Raw genomic sequence first — 19,074 nt, forward strand, 5'->3', positions numbered from 1 at the left:
ATGATCAAAAGAGGTGGAGAAATGAAACAAATACTATTAAAGAGTAAGCGAGTGTTAAGCAATCATTTTGGATTTTTCGTGTTTGCCGTTATTTTATTCTGGTTAAAAACATACGCAGCTTATGTGACAGAATTTAATTTAGGGATATCAAACACAATCCAAAAGTTCTTACTGTTTTTCAACCCGTTAAGCTCAGCAGTTCTATTTTTAGGTCTTGCATTATTCGCAAAGGGGAAACGAGCTTACATTTGGTTAATTGTTATTAATTTGCTAATGTCTATACTTTTATACGCAAACGTAGTATATTACCGCTTTTTCAGCGATTTTATTACGTTCCCGACATTAACACAAACGAATAACTTTGGAGATTTAGGTGGTAGTATTTTTGCATTGCTACACTTATATGATCCGCTATATTTCTTAGATACAATCATTTTAATTGTTTTAGTCGCAATGAAATTTGTAAATCCTAAACCAATCCGTGTTGCGAAGCATAAATTATCTCTAGTATTTTTAGTAGGTATTTTATTCTTTAGTATTAACTTAGGACTTGCAGAATCTGACCGTCCTGAATTATTAACTAGAACATTTGACCGCAATTATATCGTGAAATATTTAGGGGCGTACAACTATACGATTTATGATGGCATTCAAAGTGCGAAAGCATCAACAGAACGTGCATTAGCAGATGGAGATAGTATGACAGAAGTAAGAAACTATCTTGCATCAAGTTATGCAAGTCCAAATCCTGAGTATTTTGGTAAAGGAAAAGGAATGAACGTAATTTATATTCATCTAGAGTCATTCCAAAACTTTTTACTAAACTACAAACTAAATGGCCAAGAAGTTACACCGTTCTTAAACTCATTTACAAAAGATGCGAATACGTTATACTTTGATAACTTCTTCCATCAAACAGGACAAGGTAAAACATCTGATGCGGAGTTCATGTTAGAGAATTCAATGTTTGGATTACCACAAGGATCTGTTTTTACAAACAAAGCTCATAACACGTATCAATCAGCACCAGCTATTTTAGGTCAACAAGGATACACATCAGCAGTGTTCCACGGTAACTACAAAACGTTCTGGAACCGTGATGATATTTATAAATCATTTGGTTTTAATAAATTCTTTGATGCGTCATACTATGATATGAATGAAAAAGATGTAGTAAACTATGGCTTAAAAGATAAACCGTTCTTTAATGAATCAATTCCGTTATTACAAACGTTAAAACAACCGTTCTATACGAAGTTCATTACGTTATCGAACCATTTCCCTTATCCTATTGATAAAGCGGAAGCAACGATTGAACCAGCGAAAACAGGTGACTCTTCTGTAGATACGTATTTCCAAACAGCACGCTATTTAGATGAGTCTGTAAAAGGCTTCATGGATTACTTGAAACAATCTGGTTTATACGATAATTCAATTATCGTTATGTACGGTGACCATTACGGTATTTCAGATAATCATGGCGCAGCAATGTCTCAAATAATGGGTAAAGAAATGAACTCATTTGAAAATGCGCAGTTACAACGTGTACCTTTAATCATTCGCGTACCAGGAATGAAAGGTGGCGTACAACATCAATACGGCGGAGAAATTGACGTTCTTCCAACGTTATTACACTTACTAGGTACAGATACAAAGAATTATGTCCAATTCGGATCAGATTTATTATCGCCGGATCATAAACAAGTTGTTGCATTCCGTAACGGTAACTATGTAAGCCCAACAGTTACTGCGCTGAATGGCAAATACTATGATACAGCGACTGGAAATCCTGTAGAATTTACAGACGAAATAAAACAAAATGAACAAATGGTTCAAAAATCACTAAAATACTCTGACCAAGTTGTTAACGGCGACTTATTACGATTCTACACACCAGAAGGCTTCACTCCAGTAGATCGTTCTAAGTACAACTATAACCATCGTGATAAAAATAAAACGAAGGTGAAGACGACTGAAGACGGGGAAACAAAATAAATAATATAAAATCCTACTCGTATGGAATACTATCTATACGAGTAGGATTTTTTGTTTTAAGAGTTACTTTCGTATTTTTGAATTGTTGCTTTTTTAGGCATAAAACATGCAATAATCAAAGCTAAAAAAGATAAGACTAACATAAATACGTAGGCATCACTTGAGCTGAAGATAGAAGATAACTTTGTTACTTGCATAGCTGATATGCTTCCATTCTCACTAGATAACTGTGAAATATGTGAAGTCGATTGAATTGTATATACAGTGATGATGACTGCTGTTCCAATAGCACCTGCTAATTGGCGAATCGTATTATTTACTGCTGAACCATGTGAACCAAGTTCTCTTGGTAAAGCGTTTAAGCCTGCTGTGTTTAAAGGCATCGAAATGAAACTTAATCCAATTCGTAGAATAATGGTACGAACCATTAGATACATATAAGTTGTAGATTCGGTCAAATCAATGACACCCCACATCGAAATAATGATACATATTAAACCTGTAATAAAGAGTGGTTTTGCCCCGTATTTATCAAACATTTTCCCTGTGATAGGTGATAAGAAGGCATTAATTACAGCTCCAGGTAATAGAAGTAAACCTGATTCAAATGCAGTAAAACCTCGTCCGTTTTGCAAGTAAATCGGTAAAAGAATTAAATCAGCATACATAATCATCGTAATGAGTACGTTAATGACGGATGTAAGAGTGAAAACTTTATACTTAAATACTGATAAATTCAATAATGGATCGTTTGACTTTATTTGACGTAAACAGAATAAAGCTGTAACGATTATACCGATGATAATTGTTGTAATAACAACTGGGTGATCCCATCCTTTGCTTCCTGCACTACTAAATCCGAATATAACACAACCAAAGCCAATCGTTGATAAAATGACACTTACGATATCTAATTTTGCTTTTGTTGTATCTGCAACATTCATCAAGTATTTAAGTGCGAGAATAATAACAATGAATACAAATGGAGCTAATCCAATAAATAGCCATCTCCATGATACATATTCTATGATAAAGCCAGATAATGTTGGAGCGATGGCTGGCGCAAAAATTATGGCAAAGCCGATGGTCCCCATAATACTTCCACGCTTTTCACTAGGGTATAAATATAAAATAACAGTCATCATTAGTGGCATAATAATTCCTGCCCCAACTGCTTGAATCATTCTTCCTATTAACAGAATGCCAAAATTCATGGCGCATGCACAGAGAACAGTCCCAATAAACAAAGAGAGCATAGAGCTAATAAATAGCTGCCTTGTTGTAAATCGTTTCATTAAAAATGCAGTAATTGGTACCAGAACACCATTTATGAGCATAAAGCCTGTCGATAGCCATTGAACTGTTGCAGCCGTAACATCAAATACTTTCATTAAATTACTCATCGCCACATTTAATAGCGTCTGATTTAATGTTGATAAAAAACAACCGGTAATGAGGACAACTAATATAAGTTTTTTATTTCTTTCTGATATTTCCTTTTGCATTGGTAAACTCCTTCATTGTTTTCTTGATTTATCGACATCATGTCGATAAAATTAATGGTAACAAAATATATTTTCTTTGACCATGAACAGTTTTTTTGAAAATGTTCACTACTCGACATAGAAGGTATGCACTGTCGAGTAAGTAAAGAGAAAATCTATAAAGGAGTTTCAAAATGTCTACATCTAAAAAAGAAGATCCTCGTACAGTTCGTTCAAGAGAAATGTTTAAAAATGCTGTTTTTTCTCTTTTATGTGAGAATCCTAGTATTTCAAGCTTAACGGTTCAGAAAGTAGCAACAACGGCAGGATTAAATCGAACAACCTTTTACTTACATTATCAAGATATTCAAGATTTACTAGACCAAATCACTAACGAGATTTTAAATGAGCTTTCTAATAAAATTGTTGATTTAATACATGCAAAAGATTTATCAGAAAAACAAAAGCTAACACAATTGCTTGATTATTTATATATCCACCGAAATTATTTATTTATATTATTTAAAATGAATCAATTTGAGGAGCAATTATTTTTATTTTTAAAGCAATTAATAGAAACGAGAAGAGAGAATACGAAAAAGGATTTGCCAGATGATTATGTTGCAGTTGATATTAAAACAGCCTCTTTGGTAGGTATCATCATGTGGTGGATAAGGAATGGACTTCACTTTAGTTCAGACTATATTGCAAATCAAATCTATTTTATGTATAAAGGGTAATGGTTTTAAGGATCGGAATTAATAAAACTTTAACAAACAAAAGATTCCGAGAAAGAAGGGGATATTCATGAATTTTAAAAATGAAAAAGTAACATTACATTTAGAGGTTATGAAATACCAATATAAAGATGCAAAAGACGAGTGTGATAGAAATTGGTTAATAGTAAAAGCGAGACTGTCAGAAGAAAATAAAGTTTTTGAAACGATGGATCCTTTTTTACAAACTACCGACTTACAGTACATGATAAAATGGTTTCAATCATTACCAAACCCAACATATAACGAACTAGATTTCATAGAACCAAATGTAGCGTTTGAATTTATTGGAGAAAAAGAAGGGGAGTTTCACATTGTTATTCGCTTATCGCAGGAACTTAATCCTTCATGGTGTAAGGAAGAGGAGTACGAATTTTCTATCGGTATAACGCAAGAGGATATAGATAATATTACTCGTTCTATTGAAGAGCAACAACGAAAATTCCCAAAACGATAAAAAAAGACTTGATAACCTACAAGAGGGAATCAAGTCTTTTTATTACATACGATTATCATGCCAGAAGTTTAATGGGAAGTGTTCATTCTCATTATAGCCTTCTAATTCATATCCTTTTTCTTTCAGTCCCTTAATAATTCCAGGTACTGCTTTTACTGATTGTGGATGAATATCATGCATAAGGATAACTTCTGTTGGATTTGTAGCATGAGCTAGAACGTTTTCTACGATTTTAGCAGATGCAGCGTCTACTGGTATTTTGTTGTATTTCCAGTCTAATGAATCAATTGTCCAGTCCCAAACTTTTAAACCATTTTCAACAACTTTGTTGCGAAGGGCTTCATTTAATCCTGGCATTGAACCATAAGCAGGACGTGTTAATACAGGTGATTTTCCTAGAACACCAGCGATTAAGCCTTGGTCTTCTTTCATTTCATCAACGTAATGACCTTCTGTGTAAAGCTTCTTGTAGTTATGAGTCATACTGTGCATCCCAACATAGTGGCCTTCAGCATCTTCGCGTTTTACAAGGTCAGGGAAGGCTTTAACGTTTGAACCAATTAGGAAGAATGTTGCTTTTGCATTTTCACTCTTTAACATATCTAAAAGCTCAGCTGTGTATTTTCCAGGACCATCATCAAATGTTAAGTAAGCAACTTTTCTAACTTGCCCGTTATAGTGCTTTGGAGCTTCTTTTGGTGCTAGGGATGTTTGGATTTCACTTACAAGTTGAACAGATTTAGCTTCATCCTCTGTACTGGCTAGAGCGGTATGTGTTGATCCGTAAGCGGCCTCGTATGTAAATAATACCCCGACGCATATAAACAGAGCCCTTTTTACTAAAGTTGTCATCCGAATTCCATTGCGCATAATTTTCCTTCTCTCTATAAAAGTTCTACTCTATTATATTAGCAATTTTAGAAGGGGAAATGCAAAAAAACTTTTTACAAGTGCGAAAAAGTTTGTAAAAAAATATGCAAGATTTCAGCGTTTTGCAGGTTTAATAAAATGAAACAAGAATTGAATGTATGGAACTGCATTTATTACGGTTCATACATGTTTTTAGTTTCGGAGAGGGAGGATAAGTATGAAAAAATTAGCTTGTTTACATGCTCATCATTCAAATATTGAATACATTGACCGAGCGTTTCAATCTTTTGAAATAGAAATACTCCATTTTGTAGATCCCATTTTATCACACATATTAAAAAAAGATTGCGATTTTGAAAGAGAACAAGCACGAAATAAATTGAATGATCTTTTAAAGTATATTGCCGAAAGTGATGTGGATACACTTTTAATAACTTGTACAGATTATATTACGCTATTAGATGAAAATTTCAAAATAGATATACCTATATTGAAAATTGATGAGCCCTTCTTTGAAATGCTTTGTCATGTTGAAGGGCCACAAACAATAGTTTTTACGAATGCCAGCACTGTTTTAGGAACGATGGAACGATTAAAACAATACGCTCAGCGGAAAAATAAATCTATACATGTAAAAGTAGAAGTGATAGGGGGGATATTTGAGTTAATTATGCAAGGCCGTAAAGAAGAGCATGATACTAAATTAGAAAAATATTTATATGAAATTATGAAAGGTAGAAACGAAATGCTTTCAGTTGCACAATTATCGATGGTAGATGCTGCTACAAGGATAGAAAATATAATAGGAAGGAACATAATAAATCCGTTGAATGCGTTAGTAGAGTATTATATAGAGAGTGTGAAAAATAAATAAGAAAATGTAGTTTGTTTTAGAATGCATAATCAAAAATTTCACATACCGTATTTGAAAAATAAATATAGAAAAACCAAAAAGTAATGTAGAATATATCGTACATACATATGTGAAGTCAACATAATAAATAAAAGAGGTGGACATATGCAACTTGAAGAAGTAATGCAGCAACTAGAGGAATATGGAACAGAACAAAATCGTAAAACGTTTAAAAATCATGGGGCGAAAGAGCCGTTATTCGGAGTTAGTTTTGCGAATTTGAAATTGTTAAAAAAGAAGATAAAGAAAGATCATGATTTAGCAATCTCATTATGGGAAACAAAAAATATGGATGCAATGACTTTAGCAACGATGATTTTAGAGCCAAAGAAACTAACGTCAGAACAACTAAATATATGGGTACAGCAAGTTGATTATTATTGTTTAATGGACGTTCTTATGACGGCTATATGTACGTCACCAATCGCTATAGAAAGAATGGAAGAATGGGCGAAATCTGACGATGAATGGACTGGAAGAGCAGGTTGGTCTTTATTAGCGAATATTGCTATGAAAAATAAAGCGTTAGTTGATGATTTCTTCTTACCGTATTTAGAAGAGATTAAAATTCATATACATAATGAAAAAAATCGAAAAAGAGAAGCGATGAATAGGGCTTTAATTGCAATAGGGGTTCGAAATGAAAGTTTGGAACAAAAAGCAATTGAAATTGCACGTGAGATTGGAAAAGTAGATGTTGATCACGGGGCAACATCATGCAAAACACCAGATGCAGAAGCTTATATTAAAAAAACTCGAGAAAGAACTGAAAAAAAGAAAGTAAAATAAGAGAAGGGGAAAGGTTATGGAACCAGTTGAAGTGGCACGAAGCATAATTACATCACAATTTCCGAATTGTGATGTAGCTTTACTAGGAGGCAGCGTTGTACGAGGAGAAGCGACAAAAACATCGGACCTTGATATTATAATTTTCGACCAAAGTTTGTTATCTTGTTATAGAGAATCTTTCTATAGTAATGGCTGGCCTGTTGAAGTTTTTGTACATAATTTTGAAACGTACAAAACCTTTTTCAAAAGTGATTGTGAACGCGGGAGACCTTCATTACCTCAATTAGTTTCAGAAGCGTTTGTTTTAAAAGGAAAAGAAAAAATTGTAGCAGAGCTAAAAAGAGAAGCAAATGAACTATTAAATAAAGGCCCTGAAAAATGGACCGAAGAAACGATGAAGCAGAAGCGCTATTTTATTACGGATGCTTTGGATGACTTTATTGGTGCGACAAGGAGAGAAGAAGAGTTGTTCATCGCAAATTTATTAGCTGATTTAGTACATGAATTTGTTTTGAGGGTAAATGGCCAATGGCTTGGAAATTCAAAATGGTTCATTAGAGTATTGAAAAGGTACGACGAAGTATATGCAGAGAAATTTGTTGCGGTTTTTGATCACTTTTATAAAACAGGGGAGAAAAAGGAATTAATCGCTTTTATAGAAAAAACGTTAGAAGAGTATGGGGGAAGAATGTTCGAAGGATTTTCTATAGGGAAATGAGAAGGGGTAGCAAAATGAATTTACCAGTTGTTCAATTAAGAGAACTATCACTAGCTGATGTAGAAGATCGGTACAAGTGGTCATTAGATACAGAAGTAACAAAGCACTTAGTTGTACCAAATCAATATCCACCGTTCACTCGTGAAGATACGAGAGGATGGATCGAAATGTGTATAAGTCGAAAGAATGGATATGAACAACGAGCTATTCTAACTGATAAGGGGATACACATTGGATGGGTAGACCTTAAAAACTTTGATAAAACGAATAAAAATGCTGAACTAGGGATTGCTATTGGAAATAAAGAATATTGGGGTAAAGGATATGGAATGGCAGCTTTATACAGTATGTTACAAATTGGCTTTTCTGAATTCGAATTAGAAAAAATATGGTTACGAGTAGACGAAGATAATTTACAAGCTAGAAAGAGTTATGAAAAAGCTGGATTTGTTTGTGAAGGAATAATGAGAAATGATAGATTACGCCATGGTGAATTCATTCATCGCTATCGTTATAGTATGTTAAAAGAAGAATATCAGTCTTTATTTAATAGATTATAAAAATATTATGTTAACCAAAAGGGGTAGGGAAATGATTCGATTACTTACTAAAGAAGATGCAGAACAATATTGGGATTTACGTTTACAAGCATTACAAGTAAATCCAGAGGCGTTTATAACAACTTATGAAGAGGCAATCCGTCAGGAACATCCTATTGACCGAGTTGCAAGTAATTTAACATCTGCTACTAGTTGTACATTCGGTGCTTTTAATAAAGAAAATCAATTAATTGGAGTTGTCACTTTACTAACAGAAGAGAAAAAGGCATATAAGCATAAAGGTCATATCGTTGCGATGTATGTAGATGCACAAAACAGACGGAACGGATTGGCACGTGAGTTAATTGCAAATGCAATTCAAAGAGCGCGAGATATAAAACTAGAGCAATTAACTTTAGGAGTTGTATCCACAAACGAACCAGCAAAAAAATTGTATGGATCAATGGGCTTTAAAACGTATGCAATTGAAAAAAGAGCTATAAAGATGAATGGTTTGTATAGTGATGATGAAAATATGGTGTTGTTTCTTTAAAGGAAGGATATTATTATGAAAGATCTTCATTTAGAAAAAAATATGAATCAGCAAGTAGCAATTTTGTATGCGACAGTATCTGATACATTTAAACGATTGCAGAATCTAGTTGAAGGTACTGAAAAGAAGGAACTGTCCTTTAAAGGGTCTGAAAATAATGAAAATAACATAGGACAACTACTTCAACATTTAGCAGTTGTCGATTTACACTGGGTATACCGTTTAAAAGGAGAAGAAGTTCCACAGCTACTAGAAAACAAATATGGGCCTATGTTAAATGAAAAAGGTAAACTGCCAAGTTTAAGAAAACATACATTGCAAGAATTAATGCAAGATTATGAAGAGGTGCAATATTTGTTTTATGAGGAATGTATGAAACTAACAGAAGATGATTTAACCCGTGAAGTTTACTATGAAAAGAGCGAAAGTGCGACTATAAGGTGGGGGATATGGCATATAGCTGATCATAATCGGTATCATCAAGCACATATAAGTCGATTGAGAAAATTATACAAAGAATATCAACTACATATAGTCTAAATGTAAGTGTGAAAAACTCCCCTTAATTAATAGATTAGGGGAGTTCATTTTAAATTGTTTTTTTCTTTTCTTCCCAAGTTAACATCAAATTTTTATGGTAGTCTTTTGGTTTCTCAATTAAAACCCAGTCAATTGAATGTGCCGTTGTTGGTAGCCATTTTTTACGACGTATTTGTATTTCATGGAGGATAAATTGTAATGATGAAAAATAATTTTAAAATAGAAAATATTCCAGCGGTTTTGTGGGGTGACAAATCAGATAAGTTATTTGTGGTGGTGCATGGTAACATGTCAAACAAGGCAGATGACTCAATTATTGTATTTGCAGAAGAAGCAACAGCAGTAGGTTATCAAGTGCTTAGTTTTGATTTACCTCAACATGGTGACCGTAAGGATGATACTTATCTTTGCAAAGTTCAAAACTGTGTCCAAGACCTTAATACAATTATGACCTATGCAAAATCGTTATCAAATAATATAAGCATTTTTGCTTGTAGCATGGGAGCGTATTTTAGTCTATTAGAATATAGCCATGAGCCGTTGAAGCAGTGCTTGTTTCTCTCTCCTGTGGTAAATATGGAACGTATCATAAATAATATGATGACATGGTTTAACGTAAGTGAGAGTAGACTAAAAATAGAGAAAGAAATTTCTACACCTATTGGACAAACTCTCTATTGGGATTACTACTGTTATGTGAAAGAACATCCTATTGTTGCTTGGAATAATCCAACTTCAATTCTCTATGGTTCAGAAGATAACTTATGTGAGTTTGACGTTGTATCTGAATTTAATAAACGTTTTAACTGTAATTTGCAAGTAATGGAGAATGGAGAACACTATTTCCATACTGAGGAACAGTTGCAGTATTTCAGACAATGGCTGAAAAAACATATATACGTTAAATGATAATAAAATAAAAAATGATTGATGTATAATCTTCTTTAAAAGCGAATTAAGGGAAGTCAAAATGTCTTCCCTTAAAAGTTATATAATTTCAACATTGTTTTAAAACATCACCTTATATTAAAGTGTTAGAAGTAATAGAATGCCTGGTTACAAACTTTATCCGGCATTAACGGGCAGTAAGACTCTCACCTCAAAATTCGGCTGTAAAGCAAAGGAATTAGGTGGGAGATCAACTGCCCGTAAAAGCCCGATTGGTGAGGGCTGATAATCAGTGGGGGATGAACAAAACCCCCACTGATTAAAGTTTCACTTTATATAAACAATAAATGAGTGTTCATACACATTTTTTTACACATATATTAAAAATATATTATTTTTATAATTTAATGTTCTGTTAAGAATTTCTTGTCAGAATGGCTCGAGGATTATCTATTAAATAAATACTATAATAAGGGGTTTTACGATGAAAGCTATTGCAATAGGGATATTGGCATCGTTTTTCTTTGCCTTTACCTTCGTTTTAAATCGGGCGATGGACTTAGAAGGTGGAAGCTGGATTTGGAGTGCATCGTTACGGTATTACTTTATGGTCCCAATGTTATTACTTATTGTCATGTATAGAGGGAACTTAAAACAACTCTTTCAATATATGAAAAATAATCCGAAAGAATGGCTATTATGGAGTATTGTTGGATTTGGTCTCTTTTATGCACCGCTTAGTTTCGCTGGAGCGTTTGGACCCGGTTGGCTCGTTGCTTCAACTTGGCAAATTACGATAGTTGCAGGTATATTGTTAACACCATTTTTCGCGGTAGATCCATTGCATAAAAAACTTCCGATAAAGGAATTAGTAATGTCCGGTATTATTTTATTCGGTGTTGTTCTCATGCAAGTAGAACACGCTTCTTCTTTAGGAATCCGTGAAACCGTTTTATGTGTAGTTCCTGTACTCATTGCAGCATTTGCGTATCCGCTTGGAAATCGAAAAATGATGCAAGTATGTAAAGGGGAATTAGATGTATTTCAGCGGGTTCTCGGTATGACTTTAGCAAGTTTACCATTTTGGTTTATACTATCTGGTTACGAGGTATCTGCAAATGGATTACCGTCAAGTAGCCAAGTTATCCAATGTTTTATCGTAGCAATTAGTTCAGGTTTAATTGCGACAGTATTGTTCTTCTTTGCGACTGATCTTGTAAAAGATGATCCGCAAAAATTAGCAACAGTTGAAGCGACACAGTCCGGTGAAGTTTTATTTGCGTTAGTAGGAGAGCTTCTCTGGTTATCTGCTCCAATTCCATCTTCTTTATCTTGGATTGGAATGAGTCTCGTTATTGTTGGAATGATATTGCATAGTTATGTAGCTGTAGTTGTGAAAAAAGAAGAAAAAATAACTGCGTAAATAGATTAGCTCTTTCCTATAAAGAGCTAGTCTTTTTTCATGGAAAGGGATGACGATATGATGATACAACGTGTTGAGCATATAGAAAAAGATCCAATTGAGGAAGTATTAAAGCATGCGACCGGTCCAAGTGAAATAAATTTAATTAAAGCAGTGTCATTGTATGAAAATAATCATGTAGTGCCTATATAAATATGGGAATAAGGCTTGCATTGGAATAGCGTTAATTGATACAAATAGAGCGAGAATATGCCACATAGCTGTTGATGAAAAATATCGTCATCAAGGAATTGCACTTCAAATGATAAGAGAAATAATTAGGAAGTATGAGTTAACATATATAGAGGCAGAGACAGACGAAGAGGCAGTTGAATTCTATAAAAAGTGTAGATTTAAGATTAAAAGTTTGGGAGAAAAACATCCAGGGGTGGAAAGATTTCATTGCCATTGCAAGAATGAACAGTTTAGAAGTATGTGAAATATGTAATTTTACATATTTAGTTTAGTTTGAAAAAAACGATATATACAGTATATAATAAAGATAACTGGAAAAATATAGATAAATAGAAATTAGGTGTAAAACACATGAGAATGGATAAAAGCAAATTTGTGAAAATTGCAGCTTCAATAGGAGTGTCATCTTTTCTATTAACAGGATGTGCTGATAATGATGAAGAGAGCACACAAAAAGAAAGTAGTGCTGTAAAAGTAGATGGTACGAAGCAAGAAAGCGAACAAGAAACATTAAATTGTGATGATAAAGCACCAACAACAGAAAATATAGAAAAAGAAGAATTATGTAGAGAGAATCATTCACCTGCTACATTTAATAATGAGGGTTCACACTTGCCAATACTTCCGTTCGTGGCTGGGTATTTATTAGCAAGTAAGACGTCGAATATGTATAATACGGCGAAACCAAATCTTATGAAGAAACCATATACTAATAATTTTATCCCATACAGTGAAAAGGATGAGCGCAGAACTGGTGGCAGTGGTGGTGGATATTATGGAGGCACTAGTAGTAATAATGATTCTTCAAAGAAAGTGGATTTAAATAAGCAACAGCCGAACAATTCGACTAAAGTGACGCCAGATTCAAATACGTCAAAATCTTCTACTACACAAACGCCGAAAGTGAATTCTGGTTCAAGTGGAATTGGAAACGCAAAAGCACCAGCTGGATCCTAATTTGAAAGGATAATGGAGAAATGTATACAGAAAAAGAACAGGAAGAGTATATGAAAATCTGGTTTTCTCTTGCAGAAGAGGCTGGTAGAAATGGATTTACATGGCCGAGTTTGTTAGAGAGTGAAGAATGGAATCAATATATGGCAACTGGTATGTATCGTATGCCAGTACGTACATATACTGCAATTTCTAAAGCGACAGAAGAAATTATGTATGTGTTATATAAAACATATCAATACATTACAAATACACCAGCGCAATTTCAAAAACTTAGTTTTCCACCAGAGACGTGGGAAATTGCAAGAATGAAACATACTGGTTTATTTTCATATTTTACAAGGCTTGATTTCATCGTAAATCATGATGATATTAAATTAATTGAAGTAAATTGCGATACTCCGACCGGTTATTTAGAACCATCTGTCGCGAATGAAGTATTGTGTCGATATCATGATGTAAATCATCCGAATCATATTGAAGAGCATATTGTGCAAGCTTGGGAACAAATTAAACATGATTACAAAATAAGTCCTGACGAAACGATTTATTTTACAAGCTACGATTGGCATGATGAAGATCATCAAACAGTTCAGTTTTTAAGAAGTTATTGCTTACAACAACAAACGGATTATGTAGGAATACAAGATATTGTTGTTGCAGATGATGGATTATATACACCGAGCGGAGACCGAATTAAATATTTATACCGACTATATCCAATTGAATATTTAGTGTCGGACGTTGATAAGAAGGGAAAAAGAATTGGTCTACAATTTTTAGATCATATCGCACAAGAAAGAGTGCAAATTATAAATCCACCTGCCGCCTTTGTAGTGCAAAATAAAGGTGTACTCGCATTAATTTGGCAACTTTACGAAGATGAAGTTTTCTTTGAAAAAGAAGAGCGAGAGATCATTAAGAAATACTTCCTTCCAACGTATTTTACAAATAAACGATTCTTAGAAAGAAAAGAATCATATGTTTCAAAACCATTATTTGGACGCGAAGGCGGCGGAGTTTCTATTTATGAAAATGATGAACTATTAGCTGAAGATCAAACAGAGTATTATTTTGAACAACGAAAAATATATCAGCAATACGTAGACATGCCTGACTATACAATTGATACGTGGGATGGACCGTATACTGGTAAACTACTTATCGGTTCTCATTGTATTAGCGGAAGAGCAGCGGGACTGTTTTTACGAGTAGGTGAAAGAATAACAGGGAATTTATCAATGTTCACTGGGGTTACGATTGAAGGGTAATATACATAGCAAAGGTAAAGAGCGTATTCGTATGATAGTTGATGAGAATGATATTCCACGTATGAAGTTTTTAGATGCTGAAGGAAAGGTTATATATACACTCCCGCCAGAATAATAATCTTAGACTATATTTTGTAGTAGCTAACGTTTCATGATGTTGAAAGAAATGTAAATTTAAATGCAATATATCGATGAATAATATATTAAGGGGCTCGACTTTCAATGGCAAGAAAACTATTAACACAAAGGTTCCCGATTTTAATTCCCTTCAGAATTAGACAACGCAGGTTGTTTAAAAAAATACATGACCGTCTTGAAGGGTATAAATTTCCAAAAACATTTGAACAAAACCCATTACCTTACAGAATTTATAAACATAAATCTTTACTTATTAGAAAATTAGGTGATACGGACATACAGCTGCAATACAACAAAATTACTAATCTAAGATTAGCTATAAGCAAAATAAACAAGGTTGTAATTAAACCGGGAGAAACATTTTCATTTTGGCATCTTGTTGGTAATTCTGATGAAAAGGCTGGATATAAAGAAGGAATTATTTTAATGAATGGTGAAGCGATAAAGGGAATAGGCGGTGGTCTTTGTCAGTTAGGGAATCTTCTCTACTGGATGTTTCTTCATTCAGAGTTGGAAACAATAGAAAGGTATCGTCATAGTTTTGATCCATTCCCTGACTATGGACGGGTGATTCCATTTGGAACAGGCGCTACTTTGATGAATGGGATTATTGATTTAAAATTAAAGAACAATTCAAATATTTCCTATCAAATTAATCTACATATTGACGAGGAATACATTTACGGAGAAATTAGGGCATCACAGTATCCCCCATATTCGTATTCTATTATTGAAGAGGATCATCGTTTTGTAAAAAAGGCAGATGGTCAAGTATACAGGGAAAATAAAATTTATAAAAAAATTGTTGATCGTGTCACAGGTAACATAGTTGGTAAAGAACTAATCATAGAAAATGATTGCCTAGTACAATATGAAGTAGATGATGAGAAAATAGCAGGTTCTTCATAAATCGAAATTTTCACTCGTTTAAAGATATTTGAAATAGCAATGTAAAACATTTCAAATTAAACTCTTCCAAGGAAAATATATGAGGTCACATGTAAGCAATATGTAGTATTTCGCACATCGAAATAGAAAGAGCCCTAGGATAGAACTGTAAAGTCAGCTATTCTAGGGCTTCGTTTATTGTATTTTGATTTAGGAATGAAACAAGTGGTTTTGTTATTGTACTTCGTTAATTCTACAATAGAGTGGATAATTAAGTTAAAAATTAAGAAAAATATGATAATATATTTATGTATTAGTTTAAATCAAAATGGGGGAACAATCGTGAAAATGAATGAAATAGTGACGAGTACACAATTTCCAAATACAATCGAAACAATTACAAATGATTTGAAAGAACTAGGGATAGAAAAAGGAATGACAGTTATTGTACATTCTTCGTTAAGTTCCATTGGCTGGGTATCTGGCGGAGCAGTTGCGGTAGTAGAGGCATTAATGAAAGTTGTTACGGAAGAGGGAACAATCATTATGCCGACGCAATCTTCGGATTTATCTGATCCGAAACATTGGGCAAGACCACCTGTACCAGAAGACTGGTGGCAAATTATCCGTGATAACGTCCCAGCATTTGACCCACGTATAACACCAACAAGGGCAATGGGAAAAGTAGTTGAATGTTTTCGTACATATCCGAATGTATTGCGGAGCAACCATCCGCTCAGTAGTTTTGCAGCATGGGGGAAACATGCGGAGGAAATTACAGCGAATCATTCACTTTCCATAAGTTTTGGAGAAGAATCGCCATTAAGAAAAATATACGATTTAGATGGATACATATTATTACTTGGTGTCGGGTATGACTCCAATACATCCGTTCATTTATCTGAAGTACGTACAGGAGCGCGTGAATTAATAAAAGTAGGAGCTCCTATTATAGAGAACGGTGTAAGAGTATGGAAAGAGTTTGATGAAATGGATTATGATTCTGATACGTTTGTAGAGATCGGAGTGGAGTTCGAACGTAAAGGATCTGTAACGCTTGGGAAGATAGGGAATGCAACGTGCCGCTTTATGAAGCAACGTGATGTAGTTGACTTTGGAACAGAGTGGTTTCGTGCGAAAAATCAGTAAGGGATGGTTATGATGAAGGGGAAAAAGGTATTAATTACGAGCGGTGGTTGCCTAGAAAAATGGGATCAAGTACGAGGACATACTAATTTAGCAAAAGGTACGATTGGAAGAATTCTTGCGGAAGAGCTAATGGCAAAAGGAGCACATGTTATATATTTACATGGCTATTTTGCTGAGAAGCCAGGCGATGTAAATAACCAATTAGAATTGCATCCATTTGAGGGGATTATTGATTTACAAGATAAGATGAAAAGTATTATTACACATGAAAAAATTGATGCAGTTATTATGGCTGCTGCGGGCTCAGATTGGATTGTTGAAAAAATCTGTGATCAAGATGGAACTGTTCTTAATATGAACGGAAAGATTTCAAGTGATATCGCACCAATTATTCATTTTCAAAAAGCACCAAAAGTATTAAAACAAATAAAGAACTGGGATCCAGAAACGATACTTGTTGGCTTTAAACTTGAAAGTGATGTAAATGAAGAGGAACTAATCGAAAGGGCGAATAAAAGAATGAACGATGCAAAAGCAAGTGTAATGGTAGCAAACTCACCGCATTCTTTATATTCTCGCGGAGCTGTGCATCATGTTATTGGAGAAAATGGTGATGTAAAGCTATGTAATGGAAAAGACGAAACAGCCAAAGAAATTGTAAGTAGATTAGAACACTTATGCAATCGCATTACAGCTTTGTAAATTTACGATTTTAGAAAGAGATGAAGCCGCATACTATGTAATAAATGTGATTGATAATGCCATTGGATATACATAATGAACAATTGTGAGGAGTGGATCCTATGGAACAATTATTAAAGCAAGCTATTAAATTAAAAAATGAAAAGAAATATGCGCAGTCTAGAGAGATACTAATAGGGTTAACAAACTTTACGAGAGATGCAGAAGTACTTTACCAATGTGCTTGGATACATGATGTAATGGGGCTTGAAACGGAAGCTGTTCCGTATTATGAACAAGCGATTGCGAATGGCCTTGAAGGTGAATCACTTTGTGGTGCTTATATAGGTCTTGGCAGTACGTATCGTTGTATAGGAGAATACGATAAAGCAATTGCCGTATTAGAAGCAGGGCTGAATAAATTTCCAGACAATGACGTGATGAAAGTATTTTTATCAATTGCAAAATACAATGTCAAAGATCATGAAGAAGCGATGAAATTACTGTTAGAAACTGTTGTGAAAGTAGATGAGGTAAAAGAATTTGAACGTGCCATTTCATTTTATAAAGACCATTTAAATAAGGTTTTTAAATAGAGGAGTGAACGTATGAATTTATCCATTTCGCGAAGGAGAAAAGGTATTTGGATCGGGCTCACATCCTTAATTGTGTTGTCAAACTATTTATTGTATGCCCTTCCCATTGTACCAGCTGCTCCAAAAGAAGTAGTGCTCGGTTCATTATTAGATTTTATGTTCGTAATTCCAGTCATCACATATTTCTTTATTATACGAAAAAGATATTCGTTAAAGTATGTGTTTCCTGTAGTTATTGCTGGATATATATTTGCGAGATTTATTATTCCAAGCGATTATTTACAAGCTTTTTCCTATGTATCTTATATAATAGTCGCAGGAGAAGTAGCTTTTGTAGCTTTTGAATTATTCCTTCTATATAAAATTATAAAAGTTCTTCCTAAAATAATAAGACTATATAAAGACTATAAAAAAGAGTATGCATCATTTTCATATGCGATTGATAAAGCATTTGATACTATTATGAAAAGAAGTACAGCGGTGAATGTCATTCTTTCAGAGTGTAAATTACTTTATTATGCCTTTTTGTCATGGCGTGAAAAAGTACCAGAAGGTGAATTCGCATACTCTTATCATAAAAAGACTGGTGCAATCGGTGTGTATATCATGATTATTCATGCAACAGTAATTGAAAGTATCGGTTTTCATTACTTACTGCATCAATGGAATCCAGTCGTAGCTTGGATTTTACTCATTTTGAACATATATACGCTGTTCTATTTTTTAGCTGAAATACAAGCAATGCGTAAAAATCCAATTATCGTTGCGGAAGAAAAAGTGATCATTCAAATTGGATTAGGAAAGAAAATCGTTATACCATTTACACAAATTGATAACATTGCGTTTTATAAAGGAGAACCATTAACGAAAGAAGTAGAGAAAGAGCTTCTTGACGCAACTGTTATGGAATTTATAAAAGAACCTGCAACTTTTGAAATAATGTTAAAAGAGCCGATGAAAGCACAGTTGTTATACGGATTTTCTAAAACGGTAAGTCGTGTCCATTTAAATGTTGATGATGAGCGGAAATTTTATGATGCGGTTATGGAAAAGTTAAAACATGAGTAAATCCCCAAAATATCATCGTGCATTTGGTGTATTTGGCATTTGTATTGAAAATAATAACATATTAGTAATCGATAAAAATAAAGGGCCATATATGAATCGTGGTTAATAAAATAGTAGTGGCTCATTAACTCCTTCCATTATAGAAGGAGT

The 19,074-nt window shown here is 33.9% G+C and carries 21 protein-coding genes and 2 pseudogenes; 21 read left to right on the top strand and 2 right to left on the bottom strand.

Annotated features, from left to right (window positions below):
• The first annotated feature begins 21 nt into the window (after nt 1-21).
• Nucleotides 22-1,995, top strand: coding sequence for a lipoteichoic acid synthase (ltaS, locus tag BAU28_RS16930; RefSeq protein ID WP_071719251.1), 1,974 nt, complete (start codon nt 22-24; stop codon nt 1,993-1,995).
• A 56-nt stretch (nt 1,996-2,051) separates the two neighbouring features.
• On the opposite strand, the gene BAU28_RS16935 is transcribed toward ltaS, so the two are convergent.
• Nucleotides 2,052-3,500, bottom strand: a complete 1,449-nt coding sequence (locus BAU28_RS16935) for a DHA2 family efflux MFS transporter permease subunit (RefSeq protein WP_071719252.1) — start codon at nt 3,498-3,500, stop codon at nt 2,052-2,054.
• Between the two features lie 173 nt (nt 3,501-3,673).
• On the opposite strand from BAU28_RS16935, the gene BAU28_RS16940 reads away from it, so the two are divergent.
• Both BAU28_RS16940 and BAU28_RS16945 read left to right on the top strand, forming a co-directional pair.
• Complete coding sequence (locus BAU28_RS16940; protein WP_071719253.1) at nt 3,674-4,219, top strand: TetR/AcrR family transcriptional regulator; 546 nt, start codon at nt 3,674-3,676, stop codon at nt 4,217-4,219.
• Nucleotides 4,220-4,286: 67 nt separating this feature from the next.
• Entirely contained in the window at nt 4,287-4,712 is a 426-nt protein-coding gene (locus BAU28_RS16945; RefSeq protein ID WP_071719254.1) for a WapI family immunity protein, read from the top strand.
• Nucleotides 4,713-4,754: 42 nt separating this feature from the next.
• Here the strand turns inward: BAU28_RS16945 and BAU28_RS16950 are convergent, their stop codons facing one another.
• Nucleotides 4,755-5,582, bottom strand: a complete 828-nt coding sequence (locus BAU28_RS16950) for a peptidoglycan-N-acetylglucosamine deacetylase (protein ID WP_071719255.1) — start codon at nt 5,580-5,582, stop codon at nt 4,755-4,757.
• A gap of 217 nt (nt 5,583-5,799) precedes the next feature.
• Between BAU28_RS16950 and BAU28_RS16955 the strand changes: the two genes are divergently transcribed.
• The 18 genes and pseudogenes from BAU28_RS16955 to BAU28_RS17035 all read left to right on the top strand — a co-directional run.
• Complete coding sequence (locus BAU28_RS16955) at nt 5,800-6,456, top strand: hypothetical protein (protein WP_071719256.1); 657 nt, start codon at nt 5,800-5,802, stop codon at nt 6,454-6,456.
• Nucleotides 6,457-6,600: 144 nt separating this feature from the next.
• The gene (locus BAU28_RS16960; protein ID WP_071719257.1) at nt 6,601-7,284 is read left to right on the top strand and encodes a DNA alkylation repair protein; all 684 of its coding nucleotides are present in this window, start codon (nt 6,601-6,603) and stop codon (nt 7,282-7,284) included.
• Between the two features lie 16 nt (nt 7,285-7,300).
• A complete protein-coding gene (locus tag BAU28_RS16965) occupies nt 7,301-8,002 on the top strand; it encodes a nucleotidyltransferase domain-containing protein (RefSeq protein ID WP_071719258.1) in 702 nt (233 codons plus the stop codon).
• A 14-nt stretch (nt 8,003-8,016) separates the two neighbouring features.
• Complete coding sequence (locus tag BAU28_RS16970; RefSeq protein ID WP_071719259.1) at nt 8,017-8,562, top strand: GNAT family N-acetyltransferase; 546 nt, start codon at nt 8,017-8,019, stop codon at nt 8,560-8,562.
• Between the two features lie 31 nt (nt 8,563-8,593).
• Nucleotides 8,594-9,094 (top strand): GNAT family N-acetyltransferase, encoded by a 501-nt coding sequence (locus BAU28_RS16975; protein WP_071719260.1) that lies wholly within the window; start codon nt 8,594-8,596, stop codon nt 9,092-9,094.
• A gap of 15 nt (nt 9,095-9,109) precedes the next feature.
• Nucleotides 9,110-9,634, top strand: a complete 525-nt coding sequence (locus tag BAU28_RS16980) for a DinB family protein (RefSeq protein ID WP_071719261.1) — start codon at nt 9,110-9,112, stop codon at nt 9,632-9,634.
• Nucleotides 9,635-9,832: 198 nt separating this feature from the next.
• A complete protein-coding gene (locus BAU28_RS16985; protein ID WP_018783228.1) occupies nt 9,833-10,543 on the top strand; it encodes an alpha/beta hydrolase in 711 nt (236 codons plus the stop codon).
• A 463-nt stretch (nt 10,544-11,006) separates the two neighbouring features.
• A complete protein-coding gene (locus BAU28_RS16990; RefSeq protein WP_071719262.1) occupies nt 11,007-11,945 on the top strand; it encodes a DMT family transporter in 939 nt (312 codons plus the stop codon).
• Nucleotides 11,946-12,005: 60 nt separating this feature from the next.
• Nucleotides 12,006-12,423: pseudogene (locus BAU28_RS16995) on the top strand (GNAT family N-acetyltransferase).
• 107 nt (nt 12,424-12,530) lie between these two features.
• Nucleotides 12,531-13,136, top strand: coding sequence for a hypothetical protein (locus BAU28_RS17000; protein WP_071719263.1), 606 nt, complete (start codon nt 12,531-12,533; stop codon nt 13,134-13,136).
• 20 nt (nt 13,137-13,156) lie between these two features.
• Nucleotides 13,157-14,404 (top strand): glutathionylspermidine synthase family protein, encoded by a 1,248-nt coding sequence (locus BAU28_RS17005; RefSeq protein ID WP_071719264.1) that lies wholly within the window; start codon nt 13,157-13,159, stop codon nt 14,402-14,404.
• Complete coding sequence (locus tag BAU28_RS31320; RefSeq protein WP_276327752.1) at nt 14,394-14,519, top strand: hypothetical protein; 126 nt, start codon at nt 14,394-14,396, stop codon at nt 14,517-14,519. The genes BAU28_RS17005 and BAU28_RS31320 overlap by 11 nt, the downstream gene beginning before the upstream one ends.
• Before the next feature lie 107 nt (nt 14,520-14,626).
• On the top strand, nt 14,627-15,451 hold the full coding sequence (locus tag BAU28_RS17010) for a VanW family protein (RefSeq protein WP_071719265.1): 825 nt from the start codon (nt 14,627-14,629) through the stop codon (nt 15,449-15,451).
• A 327-nt stretch (nt 15,452-15,778) separates the two neighbouring features.
• Nucleotides 15,779-16,579, top strand: a complete 801-nt coding sequence (locus tag BAU28_RS17015) for an AAC(3) family N-acetyltransferase (RefSeq protein ID WP_131801207.1) — start codon at nt 15,779-15,781, stop codon at nt 16,577-16,579.
• 12 nt (nt 16,580-16,591) lie between these two features.
• Nucleotides 16,592-17,281 carry a phosphopantothenoylcysteine decarboxylase domain-containing protein gene (locus tag BAU28_RS17020; protein WP_048371156.1) on the top strand — a complete coding sequence of 230 codons (690 nt, stop codon included), beginning with the start codon at nt 16,592-16,594 and terminating at the stop codon, nt 17,279-17,281.
• Nucleotides 17,282-17,382: 101 nt separating this feature from the next.
• The gene (locus BAU28_RS17025; RefSeq protein ID WP_071719267.1) at nt 17,383-17,856 is read left to right on the top strand and encodes a tetratricopeptide repeat protein; all 474 of its coding nucleotides are present in this window, start codon (nt 17,383-17,385) and stop codon (nt 17,854-17,856) included.
• 12 nt (nt 17,857-17,868) lie between these two features.
• Nucleotides 17,869-18,924, top strand: a complete 1,056-nt coding sequence (locus tag BAU28_RS17030; RefSeq protein WP_071719268.1) for a hypothetical protein — start codon at nt 17,869-17,871, stop codon at nt 18,922-18,924.
• Nucleotides 18,917-19,024: pseudogene (locus BAU28_RS17035) on the top strand (DNA mismatch repair protein MutT); the annotation flags it as partial. The gene BAU28_RS17030 and the pseudogene BAU28_RS17035, both read left to right, overlap by 8 nt.
• Nucleotides 19,025-19,074 lie beyond the last annotated feature (50 nt).

The sequence above is a fragment of the Bacillus paramycoides genome, assembly GCF_001884235.1.
GTDB classification, from domain to species: Bacteria; Bacillota; Bacilli; order Bacillales; family Bacillaceae_G; genus Bacillus_A; species Bacillus_A paramycoides.

Excerpts from the sequence above, each read along its gene's own strand:
- ltaS (WP_071719251.1), top strand. The coding sequence starts at position 22 with ATGAAACAAATACTATTAAAGAGTAAGCGAGTGTTAAGCAATCATTTT.
- BAU28_RS16935 (WP_071719252.1), bottom strand. The coding sequence starts at position 3,500 with ATGCAAAAGGAAATATCAGAAAGAAATAAAAAACTTATATTAGTTGTC.
- BAU28_RS16940 (WP_071719253.1), top strand. The coding sequence starts at position 3,674 with ATGTCTACATCTAAAAAAGAAGATCCTCGTACAGTTCGTTCAAGAGAA.
- BAU28_RS16945 (WP_071719254.1), top strand. The coding sequence starts at position 4,287 with ATGAATTTTAAAAATGAAAAAGTAACATTACATTTAGAGGTTATGAAA.
- BAU28_RS16950 (WP_071719255.1), bottom strand. The coding sequence starts at position 5,582 with ATGCGCAATGGAATTCGGATGACAACTTTAGTAAAAAGGGCTCTGTTT.
- BAU28_RS16955 (WP_071719256.1), top strand. The coding sequence starts at position 5,800 with ATGAAAAAATTAGCTTGTTTACATGCTCATCATTCAAATATTGAATAC.
- BAU28_RS16960 (WP_071719257.1), top strand. The coding sequence starts at position 6,601 with ATGCAACTTGAAGAAGTAATGCAGCAACTAGAGGAATATGGAACAGAA.
- BAU28_RS16965 (WP_071719258.1), top strand. The coding sequence starts at position 7,301 with ATGGAACCAGTTGAAGTGGCACGAAGCATAATTACATCACAATTTCCG.
- BAU28_RS16970 (WP_071719259.1), top strand. The coding sequence starts at position 8,017 with ATGAATTTACCAGTTGTTCAATTAAGAGAACTATCACTAGCTGATGTA.
- BAU28_RS16975 (WP_071719260.1), top strand. The coding sequence starts at position 8,594 with ATGATTCGATTACTTACTAAAGAAGATGCAGAACAATATTGGGATTTA.
- BAU28_RS16980 (WP_071719261.1), top strand. The coding sequence starts at position 9,110 with ATGAAAGATCTTCATTTAGAAAAAAATATGAATCAGCAAGTAGCAATT.
- BAU28_RS16985 (WP_018783228.1), top strand. The coding sequence starts at position 9,833 with ATGATGAAAAATAATTTTAAAATAGAAAATATTCCAGCGGTTTTGTGG.
- BAU28_RS16990 (WP_071719262.1), top strand. The coding sequence starts at position 11,007 with ATGAAAGCTATTGCAATAGGGATATTGGCATCGTTTTTCTTTGCCTTT.
- BAU28_RS17000 (WP_071719263.1), top strand. The coding sequence starts at position 12,531 with ATGAGAATGGATAAAAGCAAATTTGTGAAAATTGCAGCTTCAATAGGA.
- BAU28_RS17005 (WP_071719264.1), top strand. The coding sequence starts at position 13,157 with ATGTATACAGAAAAAGAACAGGAAGAGTATATGAAAATCTGGTTTTCT.
- BAU28_RS17010 (WP_071719265.1), top strand. The coding sequence starts at position 14,627 with ATGGCAAGAAAACTATTAACACAAAGGTTCCCGATTTTAATTCCCTTC.
- BAU28_RS17015 (WP_131801207.1), top strand. The coding sequence starts at position 15,779 with ATGAATGAAATAGTGACGAGTACACAATTTCCAAATACAATCGAAACA.
- BAU28_RS17020 (WP_048371156.1), top strand. The coding sequence starts at position 16,592 with ATGAAGGGGAAAAAGGTATTAATTACGAGCGGTGGTTGCCTAGAAAAA.
- BAU28_RS17025 (WP_071719267.1), top strand. The coding sequence starts at position 17,383 with ATGGAACAATTATTAAAGCAAGCTATTAAATTAAAAAATGAAAAGAAA.
- BAU28_RS17030 (WP_071719268.1), top strand. The coding sequence starts at position 17,869 with ATGAATTTATCCATTTCGCGAAGGAGAAAAGGTATTTGGATCGGGCTC.